Genomic DNA, 23,819 nt, shown 5'->3' on the forward strand with positions numbered 1-23,819 from the left:
TACGCAGACGGGCCCCGCGTGTGGATGGCGCGGGGCCCATTGCCGTGTGTGCTCAGAGGAGGGGGGAGGCGTCGTCGCTCGGCCCGAGCCCCGCATGACGCCCCTCAGCGGCTCAGGGCCGCCAGTTCCTTCGCCGCCTCCGTCAGGTCCTTCGCCGTGTCGATGGCTCGCCAGTACGCGCCCTGGGGGAGGGGGAAGCCCGCCAGGCGGCGTTCTCGGGCGAGGCGGGGGAAGGTGGTGCGTTCGTGGTCACCGCGTTCGGGGAGGAGGGCGGTGAACTCGGGGGAGAAGACGTAGACGCCGGCGTTGACCTCGTACGTCGTCGGCGGGGCCTCGATGAAGTCGGTGACGCGGCCGAAGCCGTCCGTCTTCACGGCGCCCCAGGGGATGCGGGGGCGGGCGAGGGCGAGCGTGGCGAGGGCGTCGCGCTCGGTGTGGAAGTCCGCCATGTCGCGGAGCGAGAAACGCGTCCAGATGTCGCCGTTGGTGGCGTACCAGGGGCGGTCGGGGTGGGGGAGGTGGGCGGCGGCGTACTTGAGGCCTCCGCCTCGCCCCAGAGGTTCCGTCTCCACGACCGTGGCCACGCGGACCGGGAGGTCGGTCGAGTCCAGCCACTGCTGCAGCACGTCGGCGAGATGGCCGCAGGAGACGACGACGTCGGTCACGCCCTCCTCGGCGAGCCAGGCGAGCTGATGGCCGATGATCGGCGTGCCCGTACCGGGGATCTCGACCATGGGCTTGGGCCGGTCGTCGGTGTACGGACGCAGCCGGGAGCCCTGCCCACCGGCGAGGACCACGGCTTGAACGGGGCGCGACGCGGCGTTCGGATCGGTCATGGCCGAACTGTACGCCGCGCCCCGTGCGCGGGAGCACGGCCCTGGGACGGGTGTACGGGGAGGAAGCGGCTCGGTATGCGGGGTGCGAGCCCTGGGGAGCCCTGGGGAGCGCCAGGCGGCCTCACGGCCCTGTCGGGGACCTGGGGGCCCGTTCGGGCTCCCTCGGCTGCGGCGGGTGGCTCAGCTGTACTGGGCGGCGACTCCCGTGGCGAAGGACGTGTCGCAGACCGGGCGGGCGTAGGACTGGGCGCGGGTGGGGCCGTAGGCGCGGACCGCGGCGCGGCCGAGGGCGCGGGCGATGGAGGTGCAGTGCTTCGCCAGTGCCGGGCGGCCGTTCACGGCCTGCTGGAGGTGGGTGAGAGCGACGCCCGGGTCCTCCTCATGGAGCTCCACGAGGAGTTTGTCGCGCAGCACCTGGTGCGGGGCGCGGGTCTTGGCGCGCTGGGAGACCTCCGAGGCGGCGAGCACCGAGTCCGCCGGGTCGGAGCCCGACCAGTTGACCCGGGTGACCGCGAGGGTGCCGGAGAGGACCAGGACGACGGGCAGGACGAGGGCGAGGGAGCGGCCGATCCGACGAGCGGGGCCGCGGCCGTGCCGTGTCCGTTGGGTGTGGGTGTGGGTGTGCTTCACGCGAGTGAGGGTAGCGCGGGGTAGTGGCAGGGCGACATCAGGTCACCGGTACGGGGGATGCCCGAGCGCCGTCTTCCGGGTGGTGGGTTGACGTACTGTGGTCGAAATGGGGTGATTTGCCAGGGTGATTGGCGGCCACGAAGAAGGCCCCGCAGGGTGCCTGCGGGGCCTTCTTCGTCAACCTGGGTGATTTGTCCCGGGTCGGTGGCTCGGTGAACGGCCGTGTCCGGGCCGGGTGGTTCAGTCGGAGAGACGCTCGCCCGTGGAGGTCGAGAACACGTGGTTCTCACCCGGACGGGGCACGACGTGCAGCGTGGCGCCCTTGTCCGGGACCTGGCGGCCGTTGACGCGGACCACGAGGTCCTTGGTCTCGCCGCCGACCTCGGCGGTGCCGTAGACGTAGCCGTCGGCGCCGAGCTCCTCCACGACGTTGACGGAGACGGCGAGACCGGCCGGGGCGTCCTCGGCGTCCTTCGACAGGGCCGCGGCGCTGGTGCCGTCGAACTCGACGATGTCGAAGTGCTCGGGACGGACACCGACGGTGACGGTGGTGTCACCCCGGTCGGAGGCGGCCTTCAGGGCGTCACGGCTGACCGGGACGACGCTGTTGCCGAACTTCACACCGCCGTCGGTGATCGGGACCTCGACCAGGTTCATGGCCGGGGAGCCGATGAAGCCGGCGACGAAGAGGTTGGCCGGGCGGTCGTACATGTTGCGCGGGGAGTCGACCTGCTGGAGCAGGCCGTCCTTGAGGACCGCCACACGGTCGCCCATCGTCATGGCCTCGACCTGGTCGTGGGTGACGTAGACGGTGGTGATGCCGAGGCGGCGCTGGAGCGACGCGATCTGCGTACGGGTCGAGACACGGAGCTTGGCGTCGAGGTTCGACAGCGGCTCGTCCATGAGGAACACCTGCGGCTCACGCACGATGGCGCGCCCCATGGCGACACGCTGGCGCTGACCACCGGAGAGGGCCTTCGGCTTGCGGTCCAGGTACTCGGAGAGGTCGAGGATCTTCGCGGCCTCCTCGACCTTCTGCCGGATCTCCGCCTTGTTGACGCCGGCGATCTTGAGCGCGAAGCCCATGTTGTCGGCGACGGACATGTGCGGGTACAGCGCGTAGTTCTGGAACACCATGGCGATGTCCCGGTCCTTCGGCGGCAGGTGCGTGACGTCGCGGTCACCGATGCGGATGGCGCCGCCGTTCACGTCCTCCAGGCCCGCGAGCATGCGGAGGGAGGTGGACTTGCCGCAACCGGACGGGCCGACCAGAACGAGGAACTCGCCGTCCTCGATCTCGATGTCGAGCGCGTCTACGGCGGGCTTGGTGGAACCCGGGTAGATCCGGGTCGCCTTGTCGAACGAGACTGTGGCCATGGGTCGTAGGCCCCCTTCACCGGCAGGAACGTGCCGGACGATCCGTTGTAAAGGTGGTGATCCACCACGGATGATGTTGTGGTGGTGTAGTCCACGGGAGTGGATTGGGTCAGGACGGTACCCCCCGTTCACCTGGTCTGTCAGTACCCGGACCCCTGTGAACTTCGCGGAAATTTCCGACGAGCACGGGCGGCGACGTGGGTACACTGCACGGGCGCCCCCGCACGGGGGCCACGCCTCCTTAGCTCAGATGGCCAGAGCAACGCACTTGTAATGCGTAGGTCGTCGGTTCGAATCCGACAGGGGGCTCCGCCGAAGGCCAGGTCACGTAGTTCGTGACCTGGCCTTTTGTGTTGCTCGGGGCGTGACGCGTCACACGGCTGGGGTACCGTGGGATGGCTTGCGTGAGCGGAGCGGGCCGGTGCCTATTTCCTGGGCTTCTTCCGCTTGGCCTTCTTCTTGGCCCTGGCCTCGGCCTTCGCCTTGTCCTTGGCCTTCTTCGCGGCCTTGCGGGCCTCCTCCGCCTCGGTCTTCCGCTGAAGCGGGACCAGCTTGGCGGTGGCCTCGGCGGCGTTCTTGCCGACGTGAGGGAGGATGCCTAATGGTGACGTCGGGTATTGGAACTGTCGGAATGCCTCTGGAGCGAGGGTCCTCTGAGCCCGGATCCACCGGTGAATCTCGCGCGGGTGCGATCTCTCGTCGAGGAGCGTCGGCCGTGTGAGGCGGGGGTGTGAGGGTGCGCGGTATCCGCCGTGCGCGGGTCGCGGCCTGTCCGGTGCTTTCGGGGTCGGGGGTGCGGTGGTGGCGGTGTCGCCCAGGGCCGGTGTGGCCGTCGGTTTGTTCGGTGTGCGGGGCCCCTCAGCCTGGTGCGGGTGGGCGATGGGTGACCTCGAACAGGCCCTGGTAGGCGCCGTGCCAGGGCCAGTTGGCGGGCAGGTGGGCGGTCAGCTTGATGCGCGCGGTGCGGGCCAGGCGGGCGGGGACGTGGACGAGTGCGTATTCCGGCTGGCCTCGATCCACGGGGTGCTCGATGTCGAGACGGCCCTTGCCGCGGCCGACACTGCCGCGCGGCTCCGCGACCGCATGGCCGCCGGTGAGAAGATCTCCGGACCGGCGGCCCGTCGCGCTGTCACCGGCGCGACCCAAGCCCCGCACTTCGAGGGCCGCATCGTCCCCTCCACGTTCGCGAGGAAGGCAGCCGCCTATCTCGCCCGGGACGGCATTGTCCTGTTCGACAACCCCGACGCCCTCCTGATCTGCGCATTCAAGCGCGAGACGGCATTGTGTGAACCGGCAGCGAACGCGACCACGCCGAATGTGCTCGACTGCCGGGCAGGCTGCGGAACATGGCCCGCACCGACACTCACGCCAGTCGACTGCGTGATCGCGCCGACGAGATCGACCAGCTCGCCGCGCACGCACCCATGCACATCGGCAACCGGCTGCGGGCCAACGCCGCCCGACTCCGCCAGGCCGCCGTCACCCACGCCGCCACCGCCGAGGTCCTGAGACGACCGAGCAACCCACCGACGAGCGCACGCGCATCCGCGAGGCCATGGACCGCCTCCTGGCGGGGCAGGCCACCGCTTCCAACGGGAGTCTCACCATCGCGGCCCTCGCCGTCGAGGCCGACGTCCACCGCATGGCCCTGATGAAGCGGCACGCGGATCTGAAGAACGAATTCTACGAGCGGGTACGCACCGAAGCGCAGCAGGTCCCCGAGGCGGAGCGCCGACTACGCGAGTCCGTGGTCAAGCTCAAGGAGACCGTCTCGAACCAGCGAAGGGAGATCAAGGAACTGCGGGAGCTGGTCACCCGGCTCAGCCTCGCCGCTGCGGTCCTCACCGACCAGCAGAGCCAGTCGGCGCCCCGCTCGCAGGTCCCAGACAACGTCGTTGCCTTCCGTCCGTCCGAGGAATGACGCTGCGGGCCCGCTCGGCGGCGATGCCCAGGTGGCACCAGGCGCATCAAGCCAGAGCCCTGATCAGCCACTATCGCCGACGATGCGACCCACTGCCACATGATCTCGGCGGCGCTCCGGTCATGCACCGTTCCTTGGCTTGCCAGGACGTCGGGCAGCGGTCACGCCGCCGCGTTCAACAGATCGGCGAGGATGCCGGGCCGTTCCAGAGCGATGAAGTGGCCCGCTCCCGGCACCTGCGTGAAATCGGCGTCAGGCAGCAGCTCCTTGTCGGCTTGCCGGTCCGAGGGTCGGGACCAGTCGTTCTCCCCGTAGACGAGGTGGACGGGTGCCTTGACCTCGGGGTAGCGCGAGCGGGCGGCGATGAGACTGGGCAGGCTCTGGTACACGGCCCTGGCGACGGTCGGGTAGCCGGGGCGGCGGCCCACCTGGAGGAGTTCGTCGACGTAGTCCGCCCGCAGCGCGGTCTTGTCGACCAGCCCGCCCTGCAGGATCCTGCGGAAGGCGGCCTTGGGCTCCACCCCGGCGACCACCGGGCCTACCCCCGGAGTGAGAACACCGCCGACCACCACACGGGCGAGAAGACTGGACCGGGCGATCCCACCGGGGAAGTCGTACGTGTTCACCGCGACGACGCGCCGGACCCGCTCGGGCAGGTCGGCCGCGGTGGTCAGGGCGAGCACCGCCCCCATGGACTCCCCGACCAGGGTCACGTCGTGGAGGTCGAGTTCGGTCAGGAGCCGCTTGACGCCCGCGCGCATGGCCGGCTCGTCGTACGACGCACCGGGCACGATCTCGGAGTATCCCATCCCCGGCAGGTCGAGGGCGTACACGGTGTACTGGTCCGCGATCAGGGGGATGAGGGAGCGGAAGTGCTCGGCCTGGGTGCGCACAGTGTGCAGCAGGACCACGGGGGCACCGGTGCCCGCCTTGAGGTAGCGCAGGGTTCCCTCGTTGCTGCGATGTCCTGTGCGCGGGGCGATGGTGTGGCTGGTGGTTCCCGGGATGTGCATCGTGGGACGTGGCTCTGGGCTGGGCATCTCGCTGGCTTCCCTTTGTGTGAACTGCTGCGGACGGGTGATTCGGATAGGGCCCGCCCGAAGGGGGCGTGACCACGGACCAGCTCCTGAATTCATTGAGAAACCGACCGGTTTCCATCATCGTAAACCGATCGGTTTCCGAGCGCAAGACTGAGGTTGCCATCCGCAGCAACAGGGTCAGCGCACAGGAGAGACGCGAGAGTGCCATCCGCACAGCGGTCGCCGATTCCGCACTCAAGGGCTACTACGGCACGTCTAAACGCTCCAGCTGCAGGTGTAGGGCTACGCCGCCGAGGCCAAGAGTGATGCGGCCAAGCGGTCCGAGCCGGCTGGATGAGGCCCTGGGGAGCTGCGTACCTGCTGTTGGGCGCTGATGTCGACGAGACGACGGCCTTCCTGGCGCGCGGCACGCCCGTCAGCACCCTTACGGCCACCGGGCTCCCCTCGATTGCAGGGAATCAGGGGTGGGAGCCATCGGTCTGGGGAGGGCACGGTCGCGGCGCCTGCTCGAAAGGGGATGCGTCAGTGCATGCCTGCCGCATCGAGCAGGGTGGTCACGGTGGGCGTGACGAGCCCTGTCAGATTGTCGGCTCCGATCCCCGCGCGGGCGCTGGCGCCGTCGAAGACCAGGCTGAGCTGCCGGGCCAGCAGGTCGGGATGGCTTGCCCCGCCCCGTTCGGCCTCGGCACGGAAGAAGGCGGTCAGATTCTCTTTCACCCGGTGGGCCACCTGGCTTGCAGGGTGGCTCTGGTCTTTGAGCTCGATCTGAGCAGCCAGGTACCGACAGCCTTGGAAGTCGGGCGCACCCGCCTGCTCCTCCAGCTGGTCGAAGACGTGCAGGATCCGCTCGCGGGGTGAACGGCCGTCGTCCGCCGCCGGCAGGAGCCCGGCCGCGAAGGCAGAGGTGCGTTCCCCAGGCTCGCCGCCAGCAGTTCGTCCTTGCTCTCGAACAGCTGGTACAGGGAACGCTTCGACACCCCCGCCGCCTTGCACAGCGCCTCGACGCCGATGCCGACACCGTCTCGGTAGGTGAGCGTGGCCGCCGCCTCCAGCAGCCGCTCTCTGGTACTTGGCTTCACTTCGGTGGTCATGCCGCGAGGTTAACTCGATGTGGATAAAATGAAAACCGATCGGTTTACAGCGCCTTGCCGGGGCGATCTCACGCCGCCCACGGGCCGGGCGGGCATGTGAGTACGGTTCCGCTACGCCGGGACGGCGGTGTTCTCGGCTTCGTCCGGGCGGGGACGCGGTGCAGCCCTGGCGGCCGCCCGTCACCCCCGAAGCCGGAGGGTGCGGCCGCGATGAGGCCGACGGCCATCCTGACCCAGCCCCTGGCCAGGCCCGCGCCCACTGGGCGCCGTTGTAGAGGATATCTGCCGCAGCGGCTTCGAACTCTGAGAGGGCGTTGCGTGACTTGATGTTGGTTTCGCGATTTGAGTGGGGGGGATATCGGCTGGTTACGGCCCTCTGTCAGCCGCGCGCGAAGGGTCGTGGCCGACCTACCCGTGCCGGGCCTCGCAGGCCGGGACTTGGTGTGTCCCACGCGCGGCTGCCGGCAGCCCTTCCGCGAGCAGATGCCCGGAGTGTCTGAGCGTCACCAGCGACGCACGGCCCGTCTGACCAGGTAAGTCAAGGCTGTGGTGAAGGAGTTAGCGGGCCGGGCGGGATCTCGTTTGCTGGCGATACTCGCGGCGGGCCTGCTCGCCACACGGCCCTGCGCGCCCTGCTGCGCATCCCGCTGCCCACCGGGCGGACGCCCCGCGTGATCGGCGTCGACGACTTCGCTCTGCGCTGGCGGCACCGCTATGCCACCGGGTGATCGACGCCGAGACCAATGAGCGGATCGACGTGCTGCCCGACCGCACCGCCGACACGCTGGAAGCTTGGCTGCGCGAGCATCCGGGCGTCGAGGTCGTGTGCCGTGACGGCGCCGTCACGTCCCTGGCGAGCGCGAAGAAACGCTCGACGCGGGCGCGGTTGCTGGGAAGGCGTCCTCCAGGGCGTCCACGGCGCCGGCCCAGTCGGCGGGCAGGGTCAAGCTCTCCGCCGCCCAGGCGCCTGCCGCGGCTGGGTCACTTGGCGCTCCGAATCCGGGTGTAGCGGCCGCCGTGCGGCCAGAACGCGCCCGAGGCGGGCATCTTCTTCATGCGGGCGAAGGTCGGCCACGGCGCGGCGGTGACCGTCTCCTTGTACTTTGCGGCTCGCTTGCCGGTCAGCACGATCCGGCGCGGGCTGTCGTCGGGGTGGGTGAACTGCACGACGGCGTCGTTCCGGCCCAGACTGACAGGTGTGTGGTAGTAGCCGAAACGGAAGGGCTTGGGCTCCTTGCTGGCCAGCACCCGCAGGATCGAGAGGGCCGCGTGCACGCCGGTGGGCATACCCCCCGACAGGTCCCGTGCATCACGCCGTAGCCCTGACGGATCGCCGCCGCATCGCCCACGGCATAGACGTCCGGGTGGAAGACCGAGCACAGCGCGCTGTCGGTGACCACACGGCCGCGCTCGTCGACGGTCAGGCCCGCGGCGGCCGCCAGCGGCGAGACACGGGTGCCGCTGGTCCACAGCACCGCGCCCGCCGGGATGCTGGAGCCGTCCGCGAGCTCGACACTGTCCGGCAGCACCTTGGCCACCTCGACGCCGCTGCGCACCCGCACGTCGAGCCGGGCGAGCGCCGCGTCCATGTAGGCCTTGGCCTTCGGGTGCATGCTCACGCCCGGCTCCTGCCGGCCCAGCAGCACCACCTCGAGCTCCGGGTGCCGCTCGGCGATCTCCGCGGCGGCCTCGACGCCGGTGAGGCCGCTGCCGCCGACCACGACGGTCCCACCGTCGAGCCGGGTCAGCCGGTCGGCGAGGATGGCGGCGTCCTCCGGGCTGTTGAGGGTGTAGGCGTGGTCGTCCACGCCGGCGCCCACGATCGGCTCCGGAGTCAACCCTCGAAGGACTTCTGGAGCCGACCGCTTAGCCGTACGGCATGCTCGCTGGCCGAGGGTGCGGTCTGAATCATTCCCGTACCCCGGGGCATCAGGTGATCACCTTGCTCTCGGCCGACGAAGGGATTTTCTATGGCTCAGCCGAAGGCGGACGACCACCCCGAGCCCCTGGTCTGTCAACCGAACGTTTTACAGTCCCTGAGCGGACTGGGCGGCACCAGGGTGGACCAGCCATCAAGTCGATCAAGGTCGGATGCCTCTGATCAGGGAATACTGGACTCTGCGGCACTGCCCGGCACCAGCCGGGATGATCATGCAGGCCCTTGTAATGCGTAGGTCGTCGGTTCGGTCGTGGTCCAGGAGCCGGACCGCCCCGTCGCCGTCCCACACACGCAGGGCCACCGGCTCGCCCTCTCCCTCGTAGAACCCCTCCAGGGTGGCGGCCAGCTCGTCCGGGACATCGATCACGCGGGCGGCACTACGCGCGCGTCTTCCGGGAATTCCCCGTGCGCCCCAGCGGCGACGGCGCTACGCACCGGGCCCGCACCGAGCTCGGGGTCCTCGGCCTTCTCGTACGTGAGGTTGTCGGCAGGGGCCGAACGTGTGCGGGCGGACGGCGTGCATGACGGGTTCCACCGCAGGTGTCGTCGAGCGCACTCGCCTGCTGAGGGCGGGTCGTTCGTTCTCGCGTGGTGAGCCCAGCCTCTGACCTCAAGCATGTTTGAGGTCGAGCGTGTCCTTCGGTCTTCTGCCCAGCGCCAGCGAAACGGCAGCGAGGGCGCTGTTGAACGACACCTCCGACAGCACGCCCGGCGCCGCGACCTGGTCGCCCGCGAGGTACACGCCGTCGCCCCGGTCCACGGCCGGGCGGTCGCGCCAGCTGGTGCCGGGCGGATCGACCGCCCCCGTACGGCCGCTCGCGGTCGCCTCGTGCTGCCAGGTGACCCGGTCCCGCCAGCCGGGGAAGGCCAGGTCCAACAGGCGCTCGGCCCGGGTGACGCCATCCGCCCGCGACTCCTGCGGGCCGATCGGGAACTGCCCCTGGATCAGCTGTTCGCCCACCGGGGCCAGCGTGCGGTCCTGCGCGGTGAACCGCTCGATCCAGCCGGGCGCGTCCAGGTCGGAGACCGCGAACGCGTCACCGCGCCGGGTGCGGACGGCGAGGTCGACGAGTGCGGTAGGCCGCTCGGCCAGGTCAGCGAGTCGTCCCTCAACAGGCGGCGGGCGGCGTGGGAGGGATGTGGCCACGATGACCGGGCCGTGGGCGCGCCCGTCGGTGTCGAGGCTGTCCACCCGGCTCAGGGCCTCCATGCGCACGCCCAGGTTCCAGGCGCGGGCCGCCATCCGGTCGACGACGCTCGCCCAGCCGCCGCGCGGGTAGTGCGCCTCCGGGGGCAGCTTCGTGGCCCGCCGCAGCCGTTCCTGCACGAACGCGGCTGACAGGGAGCCCGGGTCGTGGTGGTACAGCGCCACCGCCGCGTAGTGGGCGGCGGCGCGTGCGGCTTCCTCGCCCGCCTGCTCCGTCGCCCAGGTGAGGAAGTCGGCGTCGATGGGCGCCCGTTGGCCCGTACGGCGTGGGCGGAGGAGCCTGAGCATCCCGAACGGCGGGGTCCGGCGCAGGGCGCCCCTGTGGTGCAGGCGCAGCCGGGCCGCCTCCAGGGGCGGGAGAGGCGCGAGCGGAGCGATCAGGTTCCGCTGCGTGAGCCAGGTCCAGTGCGGGCCGCCGCTGTACAGAGCGTGCGGTCCCTCGTTCGTCCGGTACGGCCCCTCCGCGGTCCGGGCCCGGCCTCCGAGCGTGTGGTGCGCCTCGTACACGGTGACCTTCGCGCCCGCCTCGGCGGCGGTGATCGCCGCGGTGAGTCCGGCGAAACCGCCGCCGATGACGGTGAGGGGGGTGGTGGTGCGGGCGTGGTGGAGGGGGCGGTGGTGGGTGGGGGTGCGGCGCATGGGCGGGGCTCCCTCGGGTCGGATTCGCCTGTCGGTGAGTACGACGGGGGAGGGCGCCCGGATGTGACATGGGCCGGCGGTGGGTCCTGGTGTCGGGTCGTGGTGGCGGGGTTTCGTGGGTGATGCCGCAGGTCCGGAGGACTGTCAGTGGTGGGGTGCACGATGGGGTCATGGTGAGGGCGAGGTCGGTGGTGAAGGTGGCGCGGCGGCCGGAGGTGCGGTTGCCGGCGCTGGAGGCGTACGCGGGCGGCGGGCTGGAGCCCGACGGGGACTACGACGGGCTGGAGTTCCGGGAGGAGGACTTCGCCGGGCAGGACGGTGGGGGCGCCCGGTTCATGGACTGCGCGTTGACGGGCTGCGCGCTGGATGGGACCCGGCTGCACCGGGCCCGTGTTCTCGACTCCGTGCTCATCGGGATACGGGGGGTCGGTACGGATCTCGGTGAGGCGACGTTTCGGGACGTCGAGGTGGTGGATGCGCGGCTGGGCGGGGTGCAGTTGCACGGGGCCGTGCTGGAGAGGGTGCTCGTTCGCGGCGGGAAGATGGACTGTCTGAATCTGCGTGAGGCTCGGCTCAAGGATGTGGTGTTCGAGGACTGTGTTCTCGTCGAGCCGGATTTCGGGGGTGCGCGGTTGGAGCGGGTGGCGTTTGTGGGGTGTGCCGTGAAGGGGGCGGATCTCAGCGGGGTGAGCCTGGCGGATGTGGATCTGCGGGAGGCGGTGTCGGTGGAGATCGCGCGGGGGGTGGATCGGTTGTCGGGGGCGGTGATCAGCGCGGCGCAGTTGATGGATCTGGCGCCGGTGTTGGCGGGGGAGATGGGGATTCGCGTGGAGGGATGAGGGGGTGGGGGCGCGGGGGTCTCAGCCCTCGCGCCCCCACCCCCACCCGCCCTCTCCTCCAGGGGCTGTTCCCCCTCGACCCCGTTGTGCGCCTTGGCGCGCCCGTGCCTTCGTGGTGGGCTAGGGCAGGCGGGGGAAGCGGGACTGGAGGGTCCAGATAACGGGGTTCTCTGCCAGGGGTTCGTGTAGGTCGCAGAGGTCGGCGATCAGGTCGTGCAGGAAGTCCCTCGCCTCGCGGCGGAGTTCGGTGTGGGAGAAGGTCAGCGGGGGGTCTTCCGGCGCCATCCAGTCCGCCTCGACGTCGACCCAGCCGAAGCGGCGCTCGAAGAGCATGCGGTCGGTGGACTCGGTGAAGTCGAGTTCCGCGTGCTGGGGCCGGGAGGCGCGGGAGCCCGCCGGGTCCTGGTCCAGTCGTTCCACGATGTCGCACAGCGCCCACGCGAAGTCCAGCACCGGCACCCACCCCCAGGCTGTGGACAGCTCCCGGTCCGCCTTGCTGTCGGCGAGGTAGACGTCGCCGCAGAACAGGTCGTGCCGCAGCGCGTACACGTCCGCGCGGCGGTAGTCGGTCTGCGGCGGGTCGGGGAAGCGGTTGGAGAGGGCGTAGCCGATGTCGAGCACGTAGGGATGGTGTCATGTCCCCATAGGATCTCCGGCGTGTCCCGATCCGCACCGGTTGTCCCGGCCGCCGCCCTGCTCACGCTCGCCCTGGCCCTCACCCTCACTCTCGTCTCGTGCACCGAGGGCGCCGACGTCGGCAGCCGCGGCTCCGCCGGCCTGGGGGACCCGTACTTCCCGAAGCTCGGCAACGGCGGCTACGACGTCACCCACTACGGCCTGACGCTCCAGTACGAACCCCCTTCCGGCATCGGGAACGACGACCGGTTGCGCGGCACCGCCGTCGTCACCGCGCGGGCCACCCGGGCCCTCGACGCCTTCAACCTCGATCTGAAGGGGATGGACGTCGAGTCGGTCGCCGTCGGGGACGCGGCGGCACGTTGGAGCAGGGCGGGGCAGGAGCTGACCGTCACGCCGGCGCACGGGATCGACGAAGGGGAGAGGTTCCGCACGACGGTGCGCTACGCGGGCGCCCCGGAGACGATCACCGACCCGGACGGCTCCCGGGAGGGCTGGCTGCCGACCGCCGACGGCGTCCTCGCGCTCGGTGAACCGACGGGCTCGATGACGTGGTTCCCCGGCAACCACCACCCCTCCGACAAGGCGGCCTACGACATCACGGTCACCGTCCCGGAGCCTCTGCGGGCGGTCTCCAACGGGGAGTTGCGGAGCGAGTCCGCCAAGAACGGCCGTACGACCTACGCCTGGCACACCGCCGAACCGATGGCGAGCTATGTGGCCACGCTCGCGATCGGCACCTACGAGATCCGGCACTCCGGCGGGGGCGGGACGGCGGGCTCGGACGGACTGCCGGTGTACGTCGCCGTCGACCCCACGCAGGCCGAGAAGAGCCGAGCGGTGCTCGGCCGTATCCCGGAGGTGATCGAGTGGGCCGAGGCCGGTTTCGGCCCGTATCCCTTCTCCTCCACCGGCGCGATCGTCGACCGGCCGGAGGACGTGGCGTACGCGCTGGAGACCCAGAACCGCCCTGTCTTCCCCGGCGCCCCCGACATCCTGCTCCTCGTCCATGAACTGGCCCACCAGTGGTACGGCGACTCCGTCACCCCGAAGACCTGGCGCGACATGTGGCTCAACGAGGGCTTCGCCACGTACGCCGAGTGGCTGTGGCAGGAGGACCACGGCGGCCACACCGCCCAGGAGATCTTCGACGCCCTGTACGCGGGTGACTACTACGAGGACGCCGCCTCGAACGCGGCCGTGTGGGACTTCCCGCCCGCGAAGCCGCCGAGCGCGGCCCGCATCTCCGACAGCCCGGTGTACCAGCGGGGCGCCATGGTCCTCCACAAGATCCGCGAGGCCGTCGGCGACGACGCCTTCCTCGGCCTGCTGCGGGGTTGGGCCACGGACCGTCGCCATGGCAACGCGGATACGGCCGACTTCACGGCGTACGCCGAGAGGTACGCGCAGAAGACGGCCCCGGACGCCGACCTGACACCGGTCTGGGGCGACTGGCTGTACGGGGAGGGCAAGCCGCCGGAGGCCTGAGACGGCCACCCCGCCGACGAGTGCTCCGACGCGCCCGTTCAGCCGGCCTGCGCCTGTCTGCGCCTCCGACTTCTCGAACTCCGTGAGCAGGCGGGTTGGTTGGGGCGGCCAGGGGCCGGTCTCCCGTCGACTCGACGAGTTCCCGGCGGGTCCACCGGCGCCGGCCCAGGATGAGGCGAACCTACGCCTGCACCGCGTGCGGAGCCGGGTCCCCCGGGGACAAGAACTCCGCCCGCGTGATGCTCGTCCGGGCCGGTCTCAACCCGGCTGGTGATCGTGCGAGAGCTGCCGGACCGCCGGTCCACAGCCGACGTGAGCCAATCCTCCCTCCCTTCGGGGAGGGGAGGATTCAATCGGGCGACGTATCGCGGGTGGGGGAGGGCGGGATGCGGAGACGGAGCGAGCCCCCGTCCCGGTGCGGGGCGGGGGCTCGATCAGGACGCGGTCCGCTGTGGACGTCCGCCGGGACGTCGATCGCCGGCCTCGGTCGTGGACGTCGGACGTGACGTCAGACGCTGACGCCGAAGTCCTGGGCGATGCCGACGAGGCCCGAGGCGTAACCCTGGCCGACGGCGCGGAACTTCCACTCGGCGCCGTTGCGGTACAGCTCGCCGAAGACCATGGCGGTCTCGGTGGCGGCGTCCTCGGAGAGGTCGTAGCGCGCGATCTCGGCGCCGCCCGCCTGGTTGACGATGCGGATGTAGGCGTTGCGGACCTGGCCGAAGTTCTGCGAGCGGTTCTCGGCGTCGTAGATGGAGACCGGGAAGACGATCTTGTCGACGTCGGCCGGGAGGCCCGCCAGGTTGACGTTGATCGCCTCGTCGTCGCCGGCGCCCTCGCCCGTGCGGTTGTCGCCGGTGTGGACGATGGTCTGGTCCGGGGTCTGCTTGTTGTTGAAGAAGACGAAGTGGCCGTCCGAGTAGACCTTGCCCTCCGGGTTGACCGCGATCGCGGACGCGTCGAGGTCGAAGTCCGTGCCGGTCGTGGTGCGGACGTCCCAGCCGAGGCCCACGGTGACGGCGGTCAGGCCCGGAGCCTCCTTGGTGAGCGAGACGTTGCCACCCTTGGACAGGCTTACAGCCATGGTTGGGAGTCCTTCCCTCGTTTGCTTACATGCCCTACGTGTCCTACGAGCTTCGTGCCGTTGACGAAGCTACCTGCACCTGTATGAACGTAGAGAGGGGCGCCAGAGGTTCCAGCGGTTTTTACTTTCTTTACCGAGCATCACCGGGTGCGGGTGAAAAGCGCGTGACGTGGACCGGACATCCGCGCGACCATGGGGGCATGTCCGGTCCTTCTCGGGGGCCTGGGGGCCCGTCCCCCAGAAGCCTCGGCATCAGCATTCGTGGCTCCGTCTCGCTTCCCGAGTCCGAGCTCATGTGGCGTTTCTCCCGCTCCTCCGGTCCCGGCGGACAGCACGTCAACACCAGCGACTCGCAGGTCGAGCTGAGGTTCGACCTCGCGAACACCGACGCACTGCCCGAGGTGTGGAAGGTGCGGGCGCTGGAGCGGCTCGCGGGGCGGCTCGTCGACGGCGTCGTCAGTGTGCGGGCCTCCGAGCACCGTTCCCAGTGGCGGAACCGGGAGACCGCGGCCGTACGGCTCGCCGCGCTCCTCGCGGAGGCGACCGCGCCGCCGCCCAGGCCGCGCCGGGCCACCCGGGTCCCGAGGGGGATCAACGAGCGGCGGCTGCGGGAGAAGAAGCAGCGGTCCGACACCAAGCGGGGGCGGTCGGGGCGCGACTGGGGCTGACCGCCCACGGGGACCTGTCGCGCCCACGCGGCGCAGCAGCACGGGGACACGGCCCCGCGCCCCTTTCCGAGCCGCCCCGGACTCCTCAGCCCAACTGCCTGTACCTGCCCCGGAAGTAGGCCAGCGGGCCGCCGTGCGTGCCCGGCGCCGTCGCGGCCAGGACGCGGCCGATGACGAGGGTGTGGTCGCCGGCGGTCACGCGTTGCTCGGTGCGGCATTCCAGGGTGGCCAGGGCGCCGCCGACCAGGGGAGCGCCGGTGGCCGCGCCGCGGGTGTACGGGATGTCGGCGAAGAGCAGGCGGTCACTGAGGCGGCCTTTCATGGCGAAACGGCCGGCGGTGGTGCGCTGGTGCTCGGAGAGGACGGAGACGGCCCACAGAGGCTGCTCGGCGAGGAGGTCGTCCATACGGGAGCCCTCGCGGAGGCTGACCATGACGAGGGGCGGGTCCAGCGACACGGACATGAAGGAGGTGGCCGTCATGCCGACGTCCTCGCCGCTCGGCCCCTCGGGATCCCCGGGGTCCAGCGGCGGCTCGCACGCCGTCACCAGGACCACCCCCGCCGCCAGCCGGGACATCGCGGCACGGAACTCGTCTTCACTCACCCCATCAGCATGCCCGCCGGGCGTGGACCCGGGCGCGGCCGGGGTCCCCGAGACGGCCGCGGAGGAAGGCGCGTGAGGGATCGCGGACGGGGTCGGGAGGGCAGGGGCGGAGCTGAGCGGACGGGTGGGCGCGGAGTCTTCGGCACGCTCGTACGCTGATCCCGACGCCCGACCCATCACATCGGGCCGACGCCCGCCCCATCACATCGGGCCGACGCCCGCCCACCACCCGGACCTGCGACCTGGGCCGACAGCCGAAGCCCGCCACGAGCGCGACCCGTCGGTGCTTCCGGCCCCGCTGCCCCTCTGCACGCCGCCTACACAGAGTTCTGGAACCTGTTCAGAAAGTGCACGGGGGAAACGCATAGTCTCCACTCAATTGCTCACGTTCTCCTGTGACTTGAGTCACAGGAGCCACATTTTGTTGACCCTGTGTACCGAGTGGGCTTCGCGCTGTGATTCAGTGGCGGGGACGCTGCAAGCTGTAAGCGGGAACGGTAAGCGGGAGTAAGCCCGCGAGTTACGCAGGTTACCTCGGTGCCATCGGCCTCGCCGGTGATACCGGACGACGGGACATGACGACGAGCCTGGAGCCTGGAGCTGCCACGAGATCTCGGGGGAGGGCGAATGGAATCCGAGTCGGAGCCTTACGTCCGTCTGACGACGCTGCGGCAGCTGCACCAGGTGATGGCGGACATGAACACCGCACGCAGCCTGGCCGACACGCTGCAGACCGTCGCCGACGGTGTGGTGGGCGGCCTCGGCTATGAGCTGGCCTGCGTGAACCTCGTCCGCCCCGACGGCGACCTGGTCGTCGCCGCCCTCTCCGGGAACTCCGCCGCCGAGGCCCTGATCAGCGGTCGCGTCGGCTCCCGCACCTCCTGGGACCGCCGGCTGGCCATGGGTGAGGCCTGGGGCGACCTGCGGTTCATACCGCACACCGAGGGCTGGGTCCTGGACGAGGACGACGTACCACAGTGGTACACCGACGGCCCCGCACCCCGCTTCGAGGACGAGTGGCACCCCTCCGACCGGCTGTTCGCGCCGATGTACACCCCGGGGGCGGGCGGTGCCTCCTGCGGTGAGCTGCTCGGCGTCCTCTCCGTGGACCGGCCGCGAAACGGTCGGCGACCGGGGGCGTGGGGTCGGGAAGCGCTCCAGATGTACGCCTTCCAGGCCGCCATCGCGATCAGCAACGCTCGGCTTCGCGCCAACATGCAGCGCGCGCTGGTCAGGCTCGAAAGGGAGCAGCAGGCGCTGCGCGCCAGCGAGGAATTCTTCCGGCAGGCCTTCGAGTACGCCCCCTCCGGCATGGCCATCGCCGAGATGGGCGGCGATCAGCACGGCCGGATCCTCCGGACGAACGACGCGCTGTGCCGGCTCCTCGGGCGGCCCGCCTCCGCCATGCGGCGGTACGCGTTCTCCGATCTCGTCCACCCCGAGGACATAGGCACGCTCCTCAGGACCTCCGCCGAGGGCGGGCGCGCGGAGCTGCGGCTCGGGCGGCGCGACGGTACGCACGTGTGGGTGTCGCTGCGCAACAGCGTGGTCGCGGACGCCGCCGACGGGCCGCGTTTTCTGCTCACCCACGTCGAGGACATCGAGGAGCGCAAGCGGCGCGAGCTCCAGCTCGCGCACCGGGCCTCGCACGACGCCCTCACCGGCCTGCCGAACTCCGCCGAGCTGCGCTCCCGCCTCTCCGCCCGACTCTGCCAGCGCCCCCAGTCCCTCCCGGCCGGCGCGGCGCCCGACTCGATGAACGCGGCCTTCGGGCAGTTCGGGGAGCAGAGCGAGTTCGGCGGGGAGTACGGGGAGGCCGGTGCCGCCGAGTCCCCGGCGCAGCTGCCGCACCCGTCGTTCGACGCGTACGAGGCCGCGGGCCACAGCGGGCACGCCTTCGACTTCCACGCGGCCGGAGGGCCGTACGGTGCCTTCGACCACCATGTGCACACCGTCGCGCCCGAGGACGGGCGGGACGACGGCACGAAGGGGCTCGCGGTGCTCTTCTGCGACCTCGACGGGTTCAAGTCGATCAACGACCGGTTCGGGCACAACGCGGGCGACTCCGTCCTCATCGAGGTGGCCCGGCGGCTCAGCCGGGGCGTGCGCGACGGTGACACCGTGGCCCGGCTCGGCGGTGACGAGTTCGTCGTCCTCGCCGACGGCCTCGGCCGGGCGGACGCCCAGGACCTCGCCGTACGCCTGCGCAACGAGATCATCCAGCCCATCCGGGTGGACGGCCGCGCGATGCGCGTCGGCGCCAGTTTCGGCATCGGATGGGCGCACTGCGGAATGACGGCGGACGAGGTGTTGAAATCAGCTGACGAGCGGATGTACGTCGAGAAACGATCTCGTCCCAGACAGCACCGGCGGGCCGGATAGCGGCCAGAGTGACACCTGCGACATTCGGAGAGAAACGCAGGTCAGAGGTGGCCTGCGACGGGAAGGCGCCTGGTGGGCGGTGCGTCGGCACGACGATGAGGCCTGAGTCACCCCTTTGGGCCAGCACGAGCGGGTAGGCTCGCTCTCCTGCACCCCCACGCACCAACCTGCCACCCGTACGCGTATGTACCGCACCGCTGAGGAGACCTAGGGATGACGCCCGGCAACAACGGCGCGAGCACGCCCGAGGACGACGACCCGTTCGGCTACCTCTACGCCGACGGGCAGGCCCGAGGAGCCCAACCGCCCACAGCGAGCTACGGCTACCCGAACGCGGTCAACCGGGTGCGACCGGTCGGCGAACGCCAGTACGGGCAGCAGACCCAGCAGGCCCCACAGGCCCCCACCGCGCAGTACGGGCAGGTCCCGCAGCAGCAGGGCGGCTACGGCCAGCCGAACGCGAACTACCAGGCCCCGGAGGCGTTCCCCGGCGGCCCCCAGGCGACTCGCCAGCAGACGCGCGGCAACGCCGGGGGCGGCGGTCGTGGCGGCGGCCCCAACACCAAGGGGCTGCTGATCGGCGCGATCGCCGTCGTGGCCGCCGTCGTGATCGGCATCAGTGTCGCCATCATCGTCGGCGACGACAGCGAGGACACGGCCGGCAACGACACGGGCGCCTCCACGACGCCCACGGCCGAGGAGAACACCGAGCCCAGCCCGTCGGCCAGCAAGTCCAAGGAGGCGGAGACCGCCGAACTCCCGAAGGCGGAGGCCAAGACGCTCCTCCTCGGGGGCAACGCGGCCATCGCGTCCGACATCTCCGGTGCCAAGTCGGACGGCGGGTTCTACGTCGGCAACTTCAACTCGGTCGGTTCGTCGGTGACGTGGAAGGCGGACGACGTCCCGGAGAGCGGCAAGTACACGCTGTACGTCATCTACGGCGTCCCGGGCAAGGACGCCGACGCCACTCTCACGGTCAACGGCACCGCTCAGGGCCGCGACCTCAACCTCGCCAACTTCGCGAAGGCCGCAGAGGGCGACTACGAGAAGGGCTGGACGAACACCTATGCGAACGTCCAGCTGAACAAGGGCAGCAACCAGATCAAGATCTCCTGCGAAGACGGAAATTCCTGCGACGTCAACTTCGACCAGCTGTACCTGAGAAAGGGATGGAAGAGCTGAGGCCCGCCCTCAGGCTCTGAGCCCGCTCACGCCGCCGTGACCTCCCCCGTCACCGCCACCTGCCCCACCAACTCCTCGTACATCTGACGGTCGAACTCGCCCGCCGCCGGTTTCGTCCAGGACACGATCGGCGACAGCTGTCGCGGAGGCTCGGTGATGTCAAGGGATCGGCGGTCGGCGCAGTCCCCCGGACGGGCCGCCGCGATGCTCACCGCATGCCACCAACCGGACGGGTCAGGTCAGTCGGGGATCCTTCACCCATTCGCCCTTCCGTAGCACGCCGGTCAGCCGGAAGTCCGCGTCGAGGAGTACGAGGTCGGCGTCCTTGCCCGGCTCGAGGGAGCCGACGCGGTCGTAGACGCCGAGGAGTTTCGCGGGGTTGGCGCAGAGGGCGGTGACGGCGTCCTCGACCGGGAGGCGGTCGACGGTGACGGCGCGCCGGAAGGCGCGGTCCAGGGTGAGGGTCGAGCCCGCGATGGAGCCGCCCTCCACCAGGCGGGCCACTCCGCCGGCGACCCGCACCTCCAGCGGGCCGAGCATGTAGCTGCCGTCGCCGTAGCCGGCCGCGTCCATGGCGTCGGTGATGAAGGCGACCCGGCCGGCGCCCGCGTGCCGGAACGCCAGCTGGAGGGCGGCGGGGTGCAGGTGCGTACCGTCGTTGATCAGCTCGACCGTGATCCGCTCGTCCTCCAGGAGCGCCGTGATCGGGCCGGGCTCGCGGTGGCCGAGCGGGGGCATCGCGTTGAACAGATGGGTCGCCACGGTCGCGCCCGCGTCGATGGCCTGGACCGTCTGCTCGTACGTGGCGTCCGTGTGCCCGATCGCCGCGATGACGCCGTGCTCGGCGAGGAGGCGTACGGAGTCGAGGCCGCCGGGGAGCTCGGTGGCGAGGGTGACCATCGCGGCCCGGCCGCGCGCCGCGTCGATCAGCCTGCGGACGTCCGCCGGGTCGGGGTCGCGGAGCAGTTCCCCGGAGTGCGCGCCCTTGCGGCACGGGGAGATGAACGGGCCCTCGAAGTGGATGCCGGCGATGTCGCCCTGCTCGGCCAGTTCGGACAGGAGGCCGGCGCGGTGGGCGAGGCCGTCCAGGTCGCCGGTGACGGTGGAGGCGACGAGGGTGGTGGTGCCGTGGAGGCGGTGGGTGTGGATGCCGCGGAGCACGTCCTCGACGGTGCCGGACGTGAAGGAGGCTCCGCCTCCGCCGTGGTTGTGGAGGTCGACGAAACCGGGGAGCACCCAGTGGTTTCGTACGTCGATCGCGGGGGCGTTCTCGGGGGCGCGCGCGGTGATTCTGCCGCCGTCGATGACCACTCGGCCGTTGTTGACGGTGCCGGTGGGCAGGACGACGTTGGCGCCTTCGAGGACGTAGGGGTGCGATGTGCTCGGCGGCTGCGGGTCTGCGGGGGCTGTTCGCGCCCGCGCGGCGGTCGTCGCGTGGTCGGCACTGCCCCGCGCCCCTGTGGGAGCGCTGTCGGACCCGGTGTCGGAAAGTGCGGGTGCCATCAGCTGGTTACCTCCGAAGGGCCCTTGGGGGGCGTGGTGGTGATGAGGTCCCAGGCCATCAGTCCGGCGCCCAGGCAGCCCGCCGTGTCTCCCAGCGCGGCCGGGACGATGGCGGGCACCTTCTGGAAGGTCACCCGGCGTTCGACGGCGGCCCGCAGGGGTGTGAACAGGGTTTCACCGGCCTCGGCGAGGCCGCCGCCGATGACGAGGGTGCGCGGGTCCAGCAGGGTGAGGGCGGTGACGAGGCCGTCGGCGAGGGCGTCGACGGCGTGCTGCCAGACGGCGCCCGCGCGGGGGTCGCCCGACTCGACGGCCTTGGCGCAGTCCGCCGCGTCGGCCTCGGGGTCGCCGGTCGCCTCCGCCCAGGCTTCGCCGACGGCCGCCGCCGAGGCGAACCGTTCCAGACAGCCCCGCTGCCCGCAGGGACAGGGCGCGCCCCGGGGCCGTACGACGATGTGGCCGATCTCGCCCGCGAAGCCGTGGGCGCCCGCCTCCACCCGGCCGTCGACGCCGATCGCGCCGGCGATCCCGGTGCCGAGCGCCACGAAGAGAAAGCGGTCGGCGCCCCGGCCCGCGCCCACGCGCCCCTCGGCGAGCCCGCCGGTGCGCACGTCGTGGCCGAGGGCGACCGGCAACCCGCCGAGGCGCTCGGCGAGCAGTGCGCGCAGCGGGACGTCGCGCCAGCCCAGGTTCGCGGCGTACACGGCGAGGCCCCGGTCGGAGTCGACGATGCCGGGGACGGCGACGCCGGCGGCGGACGCCGGCTCGCCGAAGCGCCGTTCGCCGTACGCGCGCAGCTCGGCCGCGAAGTCGAGGACGGACGCGACGACGGCGTCCGGGCCGCGCTCGCGCCCCGTGGCGCGGCGCGCCCGGTGCAACAGCGCGGGCCGGACGCCGGGCCCCCCTCCGGACGGCGTGCCGTCCGCCCCGACCAGTGCGGCCTTCATCCCGGTGCCGCCCACATCGAGGGCGATGACATGTCTCACGGGTGACAGTGTGACCCTTCCACCCGCAAGAGGTCTAGTCCATTAGAGTGGTGTAGACCTTATGAAGAAGTTCGAGAAATTCGAAAGTGACGGGCTTGGTCGCTGAGCCTGTGAACCAGGCTGTTGCGCGCGGGGCCCGTGCGACAGGTGGGACAGTACGAGTGCGACAGCGGCAGCGGCGGACGAAGAACGGCGTCAGGACCAACGTGACAGCGGCTCTGACCGCGCTGGGACTGATGGCGATGCTTGCGGGCTGCGGGGCCACGGAGGCCGACGGGCCGGGCGTCACCCTGAAACTGGTCGCCGCGGACTACGGCGCCTCCAGGGCGAACAGCTCCCAGAAGTACTGGGACGCGCTCGTTAAGGCGTACGAGAAGGACCACCCGGGCGTCGAGATCGACGTCAGCGTCCACTCCTGGAACGACGTCGACCGCAAGGTCAGGGAGATGGTCGCCACCGGTGAGGCGCCCGACATGGCGCAGATCGGCACCTACGCCGACTACGCCTCGGCCGGCAGGCTCTACGAGGTCGAGGACCTGCTCTCCATCCCCGTCCAGGCCGGCTTCCTCAGCCGGCTCGCCGACGCGGGCAAGGTGCGGCGGGTGTCGTACGGGATGCCGTTCGCCGCGTCCACACGCGTGCTCTTCTACAACAAGAAGCTCTTCGCCGAGGCGGGCGCCGACAGTGCCCCGCGCAGCTGGAACGAGCTGCGGGCCGCCGCCGAGGACCTCGACGCGGCCGGCGTCGAGACCCCCTACGCGCTGCCGCTCGGGCCCGAGGAGGCCCAGGCCGAGACCATGCAGTGGCTGCTCGGCGGCGGCGCCGGCTACACCGACGACGTCGGCACCTACCAGCTCGACTCCCCCGACAACGTCCGCACCTTCACCTGGCTCAAGGACGAACTCGTCGACAGGGGCCTCACGGGGCCCACCGCTCCCGCCGAGCTGAACCGCGCCGACGCGTTCCGGGCGTTCGCCCGGGGCGAGGTCGGCATGCTCAACGGCCACCCCAGCCTGATGCGCATGGCCGCCGACCAGGGCGTCGAGTACGGCACGGCCGCCATGCCGGGCCGCGACGGGCGGGCCCGCGCCACCCTGGGGGTCACCGACTGGATGATGGCCTTCAGGCAGAACGGCCACGGTGAGGAGATCGGCGACTTCCTCGACTTCGTCTACAGCGACGAGAACGTGCTCGCCTTCTCCCGCGAGTACGACCTCCTGCCGGTGACCGCCTCCGCGTCGCAGGCCATGGCCCGGGACAAGGACGACGCGGATCTCGCGCCGTTCCTCGACGAGCTTCCCGGCGCCGTGCTGTACCCCGTCGGCAAGACGTCCTGGGCGGACGTCAGCGCGGCGGTCAAGGAGCGGATAGGCCGGGCGGTGCGGCGCGACGCGAAGCCGCGGGCGGTGCTTGAGCAGCTGCAGCAGACGGCGACCGTGGCGGATCGCGCGGAGTGAGGAGTGAGGCGCGCCCCCGAACGCCCCCGGGCCGGTCCGGGGCGGGTGTCACAGCCGTCCGTTACCGTTCTCCGCATGGACGAGCTCGACGCGCGTGAACAGGCCATCCTCGCGCTGGAGCGGCAGGGGTGGCCGGGGCCGGGCGCGAAGGAGCGGGCCGTGCGGGAGCGGCTGGGCCTCGCCCCCGTGCGCTACTACCAGCTGCTCAACGCCCTGCTGGACGACGAACGGGCCCTCGCCCACGACCCGGTGACGGTGAACCGGCTGCGGCGCGTGCGGGAGGGGCGGCGCGCCGAGAGATGACGCTAGG

General features: G+C 71.0%; 21 protein-coding genes, 1 tRNA gene and 4 pseudogenes. 11 read left to right on the plus strand and 15 right to left on the minus strand.

Annotation, left to right across the window (positions count from 1 at the left end; genetic code table 11):
* Positions 1-104 precede the first annotated feature (104 nt).
* From WBG99_RS19545 to ugpC, 3 genes are all read right to left on the minus strand, one after another.
* Entirely contained in the window at positions 105-836 is a 732-nt protein-coding gene (locus WBG99_RS19545) for a nucleotidyltransferase family protein (RefSeq protein WP_338897527.1), read from the minus strand.
* A 180-nt stretch (positions 837-1,016) separates the two neighbouring features.
* Positions 1,017-1,466, minus strand: a complete 450-nt coding sequence (locus tag WBG99_RS19550; protein WP_338897528.1) for a hypothetical protein — start codon at positions 1,464-1,466, stop codon at positions 1,017-1,019.
* Between the two features lie 240 nt (positions 1,467-1,706).
* Positions 1,707-2,843 carry a sn-glycerol-3-phosphate ABC transporter ATP-binding protein UgpC gene (gene ugpC / locus WBG99_RS19555; protein ID WP_338897529.1) on the minus strand — a complete coding sequence of 379 codons (1,137 nt, stop codon included), beginning with the start codon at positions 2,841-2,843 and terminating at the stop codon, positions 1,707-1,709.
* Positions 2,844-3,078: 235 nt separating this feature from the next.
* On the opposite strand from ugpC, the gene WBG99_RS19560 reads away from it, so the two are divergent.
* A tRNA-Thr gene (locus tag WBG99_RS19560) sits at positions 3,079-3,152 on the plus strand.
* 549 nt (positions 3,153-3,701) lie between these two features.
* Here the strand turns inward: WBG99_RS19560 and WBG99_RS19565 are convergent.
* The gene (locus WBG99_RS19565; RefSeq protein WP_338897530.1) at positions 3,702-3,989 is read right to left on the minus strand and encodes a hypothetical protein; all 288 of its coding nucleotides are present in this window, start codon (positions 3,987-3,989) and stop codon (positions 3,702-3,704) included.
* A 409-nt stretch (positions 3,990-4,398) separates the two neighbouring features.
* On the opposite strand from WBG99_RS19565, the gene WBG99_RS19570 reads away from it, so the two are divergent.
* Positions 4,399-4,764 carry a hypothetical protein gene (locus WBG99_RS19570; protein ID WP_338897531.1) on the plus strand — a complete coding sequence of 122 codons (366 nt, stop codon included), beginning with the start codon at positions 4,399-4,401 and terminating at the stop codon, positions 4,762-4,764.
* Between the two features lie 161 nt (positions 4,765-4,925).
* Here the strand turns inward: WBG99_RS19570 and WBG99_RS19575 are convergent, their stop codons facing one another.
* Entirely contained in the window at positions 4,926-5,804 is an 879-nt protein-coding gene (locus tag WBG99_RS19575) for an alpha/beta hydrolase (protein ID WP_338897532.1), read from the minus strand.
* A 522-nt stretch (positions 5,805-6,326) separates the two neighbouring features.
* Positions 6,327-6,895: pseudogene (locus tag WBG99_RS19580) on the minus strand (TetR/AcrR family transcriptional regulator).
* A 438-nt stretch (positions 6,896-7,333) separates the two neighbouring features.
* Between WBG99_RS19580 and WBG99_RS19585 the strand changes: the two are divergent.
* A pseudogene (locus WBG99_RS19585) lies at positions 7,334-7,736 on the plus strand (transposase); the annotation flags it as partial.
* A 140-nt stretch (positions 7,737-7,876) separates the two neighbouring features.
* On the opposite strand, the pseudogene WBG99_RS19590 reads toward WBG99_RS19585, so the two are convergent.
* The 3 genes and pseudogenes from WBG99_RS19590 to WBG99_RS19600 all read right to left on the minus strand — a co-directional run.
* A pseudogene (locus WBG99_RS19590) lies at positions 7,877-8,706 on the minus strand (FAD-dependent oxidoreductase); the annotation flags it as partial.
* 270 nt (positions 8,707-8,976) lie between these two features.
* Complete coding sequence (locus WBG99_RS19595) at positions 8,977-9,201, minus strand: hypothetical protein (RefSeq protein WP_338900602.1); 225 nt, start codon at positions 9,199-9,201, stop codon at positions 8,977-8,979.
* Between the two features lie 243 nt (positions 9,202-9,444).
* Entirely contained in the window at positions 9,445-10,680 is a 1,236-nt protein-coding gene (locus tag WBG99_RS19600) for an FAD-dependent oxidoreductase (RefSeq protein WP_338897533.1), read from the minus strand.
* Between the two features lie 170 nt (positions 10,681-10,850).
* Between WBG99_RS19600 and WBG99_RS19605 the strand changes: the two genes are divergently transcribed.
* The gene (locus tag WBG99_RS19605) at positions 10,851-11,519 is read left to right on the plus strand and encodes a pentapeptide repeat-containing protein (protein WP_338897534.1); all 669 of its coding nucleotides are present in this window, start codon (positions 10,851-10,853) and stop codon (positions 11,517-11,519) included.
* Between the two features lie 120 nt (positions 11,520-11,639).
* Here the strand turns inward: WBG99_RS19605 and WBG99_RS19610 are convergent, their stop codons facing one another.
* Positions 11,640-12,140 carry a hypothetical protein gene (locus WBG99_RS19610; protein ID WP_338897535.1) on the minus strand — a complete coding sequence of 167 codons (501 nt, stop codon included), beginning with the start codon at positions 12,138-12,140 and terminating at the stop codon, positions 11,640-11,642.
* A gap of 6 nt (positions 12,141-12,146) precedes the next feature.
* Between WBG99_RS19610 and WBG99_RS19615 the strand changes: the two genes are divergently transcribed.
* Together WBG99_RS19615 and WBG99_RS19620 are read left to right on the plus strand one after the other, a co-directional pair.
* Positions 12,147-13,643, plus strand: coding sequence for a M1 family metallopeptidase (locus WBG99_RS19615; protein ID WP_338897536.1), 1,497 nt, complete (start codon positions 12,147-12,149; stop codon positions 13,641-13,643).
* A gap of 176 nt (positions 13,644-13,819) precedes the next feature.
* Positions 13,820-13,972: pseudogene (locus WBG99_RS19620) on the plus strand (transposase); the annotation flags it as partial.
* 179 nt (positions 13,973-14,151) lie between these two features.
* Here WBG99_RS19620 and WBG99_RS19625 read toward each other — a convergent pair.
* Positions 14,152-14,727 carry a TerD family protein gene (locus WBG99_RS19625; RefSeq protein WP_338897537.1) on the minus strand — a complete coding sequence of 192 codons (576 nt, stop codon included), beginning with the start codon at positions 14,725-14,727 and terminating at the stop codon, positions 14,152-14,154.
* A 200-nt stretch (positions 14,728-14,927) separates the two neighbouring features.
* Between WBG99_RS19625 and arfB the strand changes: the two genes are divergently transcribed.
* On the plus strand, positions 14,928-15,395 hold the full coding sequence (arfB, locus tag WBG99_RS19630; protein WP_338897538.1) for an alternative ribosome rescue aminoacyl-tRNA hydrolase ArfB: 468 nt from the start codon (positions 14,928-14,930) through the stop codon (positions 15,393-15,395).
* Between the two features lie 85 nt (positions 15,396-15,480).
* Here arfB and WBG99_RS19635 read toward each other — a convergent pair whose 3' ends face one another.
* Complete coding sequence (locus tag WBG99_RS19635) at positions 15,481-15,972, minus strand: flavin reductase family protein (RefSeq protein ID WP_338900404.1); 492 nt, start codon at positions 15,970-15,972, stop codon at positions 15,481-15,483.
* 654 nt (positions 15,973-16,626) lie between these two features.
* Here WBG99_RS19635 and cdgB point away from each other — a divergent pair.
* Both cdgB and WBG99_RS19645 read left to right on the plus strand, forming a co-directional pair.
* Positions 16,627-18,381 (plus strand): diguanylate cyclase CdgB, encoded by a 1,755-nt coding sequence (cdgB, locus tag WBG99_RS19640; RefSeq protein ID WP_338897539.1) that lies wholly within the window; start codon positions 16,627-16,629, stop codon positions 18,379-18,381.
* Positions 18,382-18,594: 213 nt separating this feature from the next.
* Complete coding sequence (locus WBG99_RS19645) at positions 18,595-19,563, plus strand: CBM35 domain-containing protein (RefSeq protein ID WP_338897540.1); 969 nt, start codon at positions 18,595-18,597, stop codon at positions 19,561-19,563.
* A gap of 26 nt (positions 19,564-19,589) precedes the next feature.
* Here the strand turns inward: WBG99_RS19645 and WBG99_RS19650 are convergent, their stop codons facing one another.
* From WBG99_RS19650 to WBG99_RS19660, 3 genes are read right to left on the minus strand one after another with little or no spacing between them, the layout of a single operon-like run.
* Positions 19,590-19,775, minus strand: coding sequence for a hypothetical protein (locus WBG99_RS19650; RefSeq protein ID WP_338900603.1), 186 nt, complete (start codon positions 19,773-19,775; stop codon positions 19,590-19,592).
* 22 nt (positions 19,776-19,797) lie between these two features.
* Complete coding sequence (gene nagA / locus WBG99_RS19655) at positions 19,798-21,066, minus strand: N-acetylglucosamine-6-phosphate deacetylase (protein ID WP_338897541.1); 1,269 nt, start codon at positions 21,064-21,066, stop codon at positions 19,798-19,800.
* On the minus strand, positions 21,066-22,052 hold the full coding sequence (locus WBG99_RS19660; RefSeq protein WP_338897542.1) for an ROK family protein: 987 nt from the start codon (positions 22,050-22,052) through the stop codon (positions 21,066-21,068). Before WBG99_RS19660 ends, nagA begins: the two co-directional genes overlap by 1 nt.
* Positions 22,053-22,258: 206 nt before the next feature.
* On the opposite strand from WBG99_RS19660, the gene WBG99_RS19665 reads away from it, so the two are divergent.
* Together WBG99_RS19665 and WBG99_RS19670 are read left to right on the plus strand one after the other, a co-directional pair.
* Complete coding sequence (locus WBG99_RS19665; RefSeq protein ID WP_338897543.1) at positions 22,259-23,509, plus strand: extracellular solute-binding protein; 1,251 nt, start codon at positions 22,259-22,261, stop codon at positions 23,507-23,509.
* A gap of 75 nt (positions 23,510-23,584) precedes the next feature.
* On the plus strand, positions 23,585-23,812 hold the full coding sequence (locus tag WBG99_RS19670; RefSeq protein WP_338897544.1) for a DUF3263 domain-containing protein: 228 nt from the start codon (positions 23,585-23,587) through the stop codon (positions 23,810-23,812).
* Positions 23,813-23,819: the final 7 nt, after the last annotated feature.

This window comes from Streptomyces sp. TG1A-60 (genome assembly GCF_037201975.1).
Taxonomy (GTDB): Bacteria; Actinomycetota; Actinomycetes; order Streptomycetales; family Streptomycetaceae; genus Streptomyces.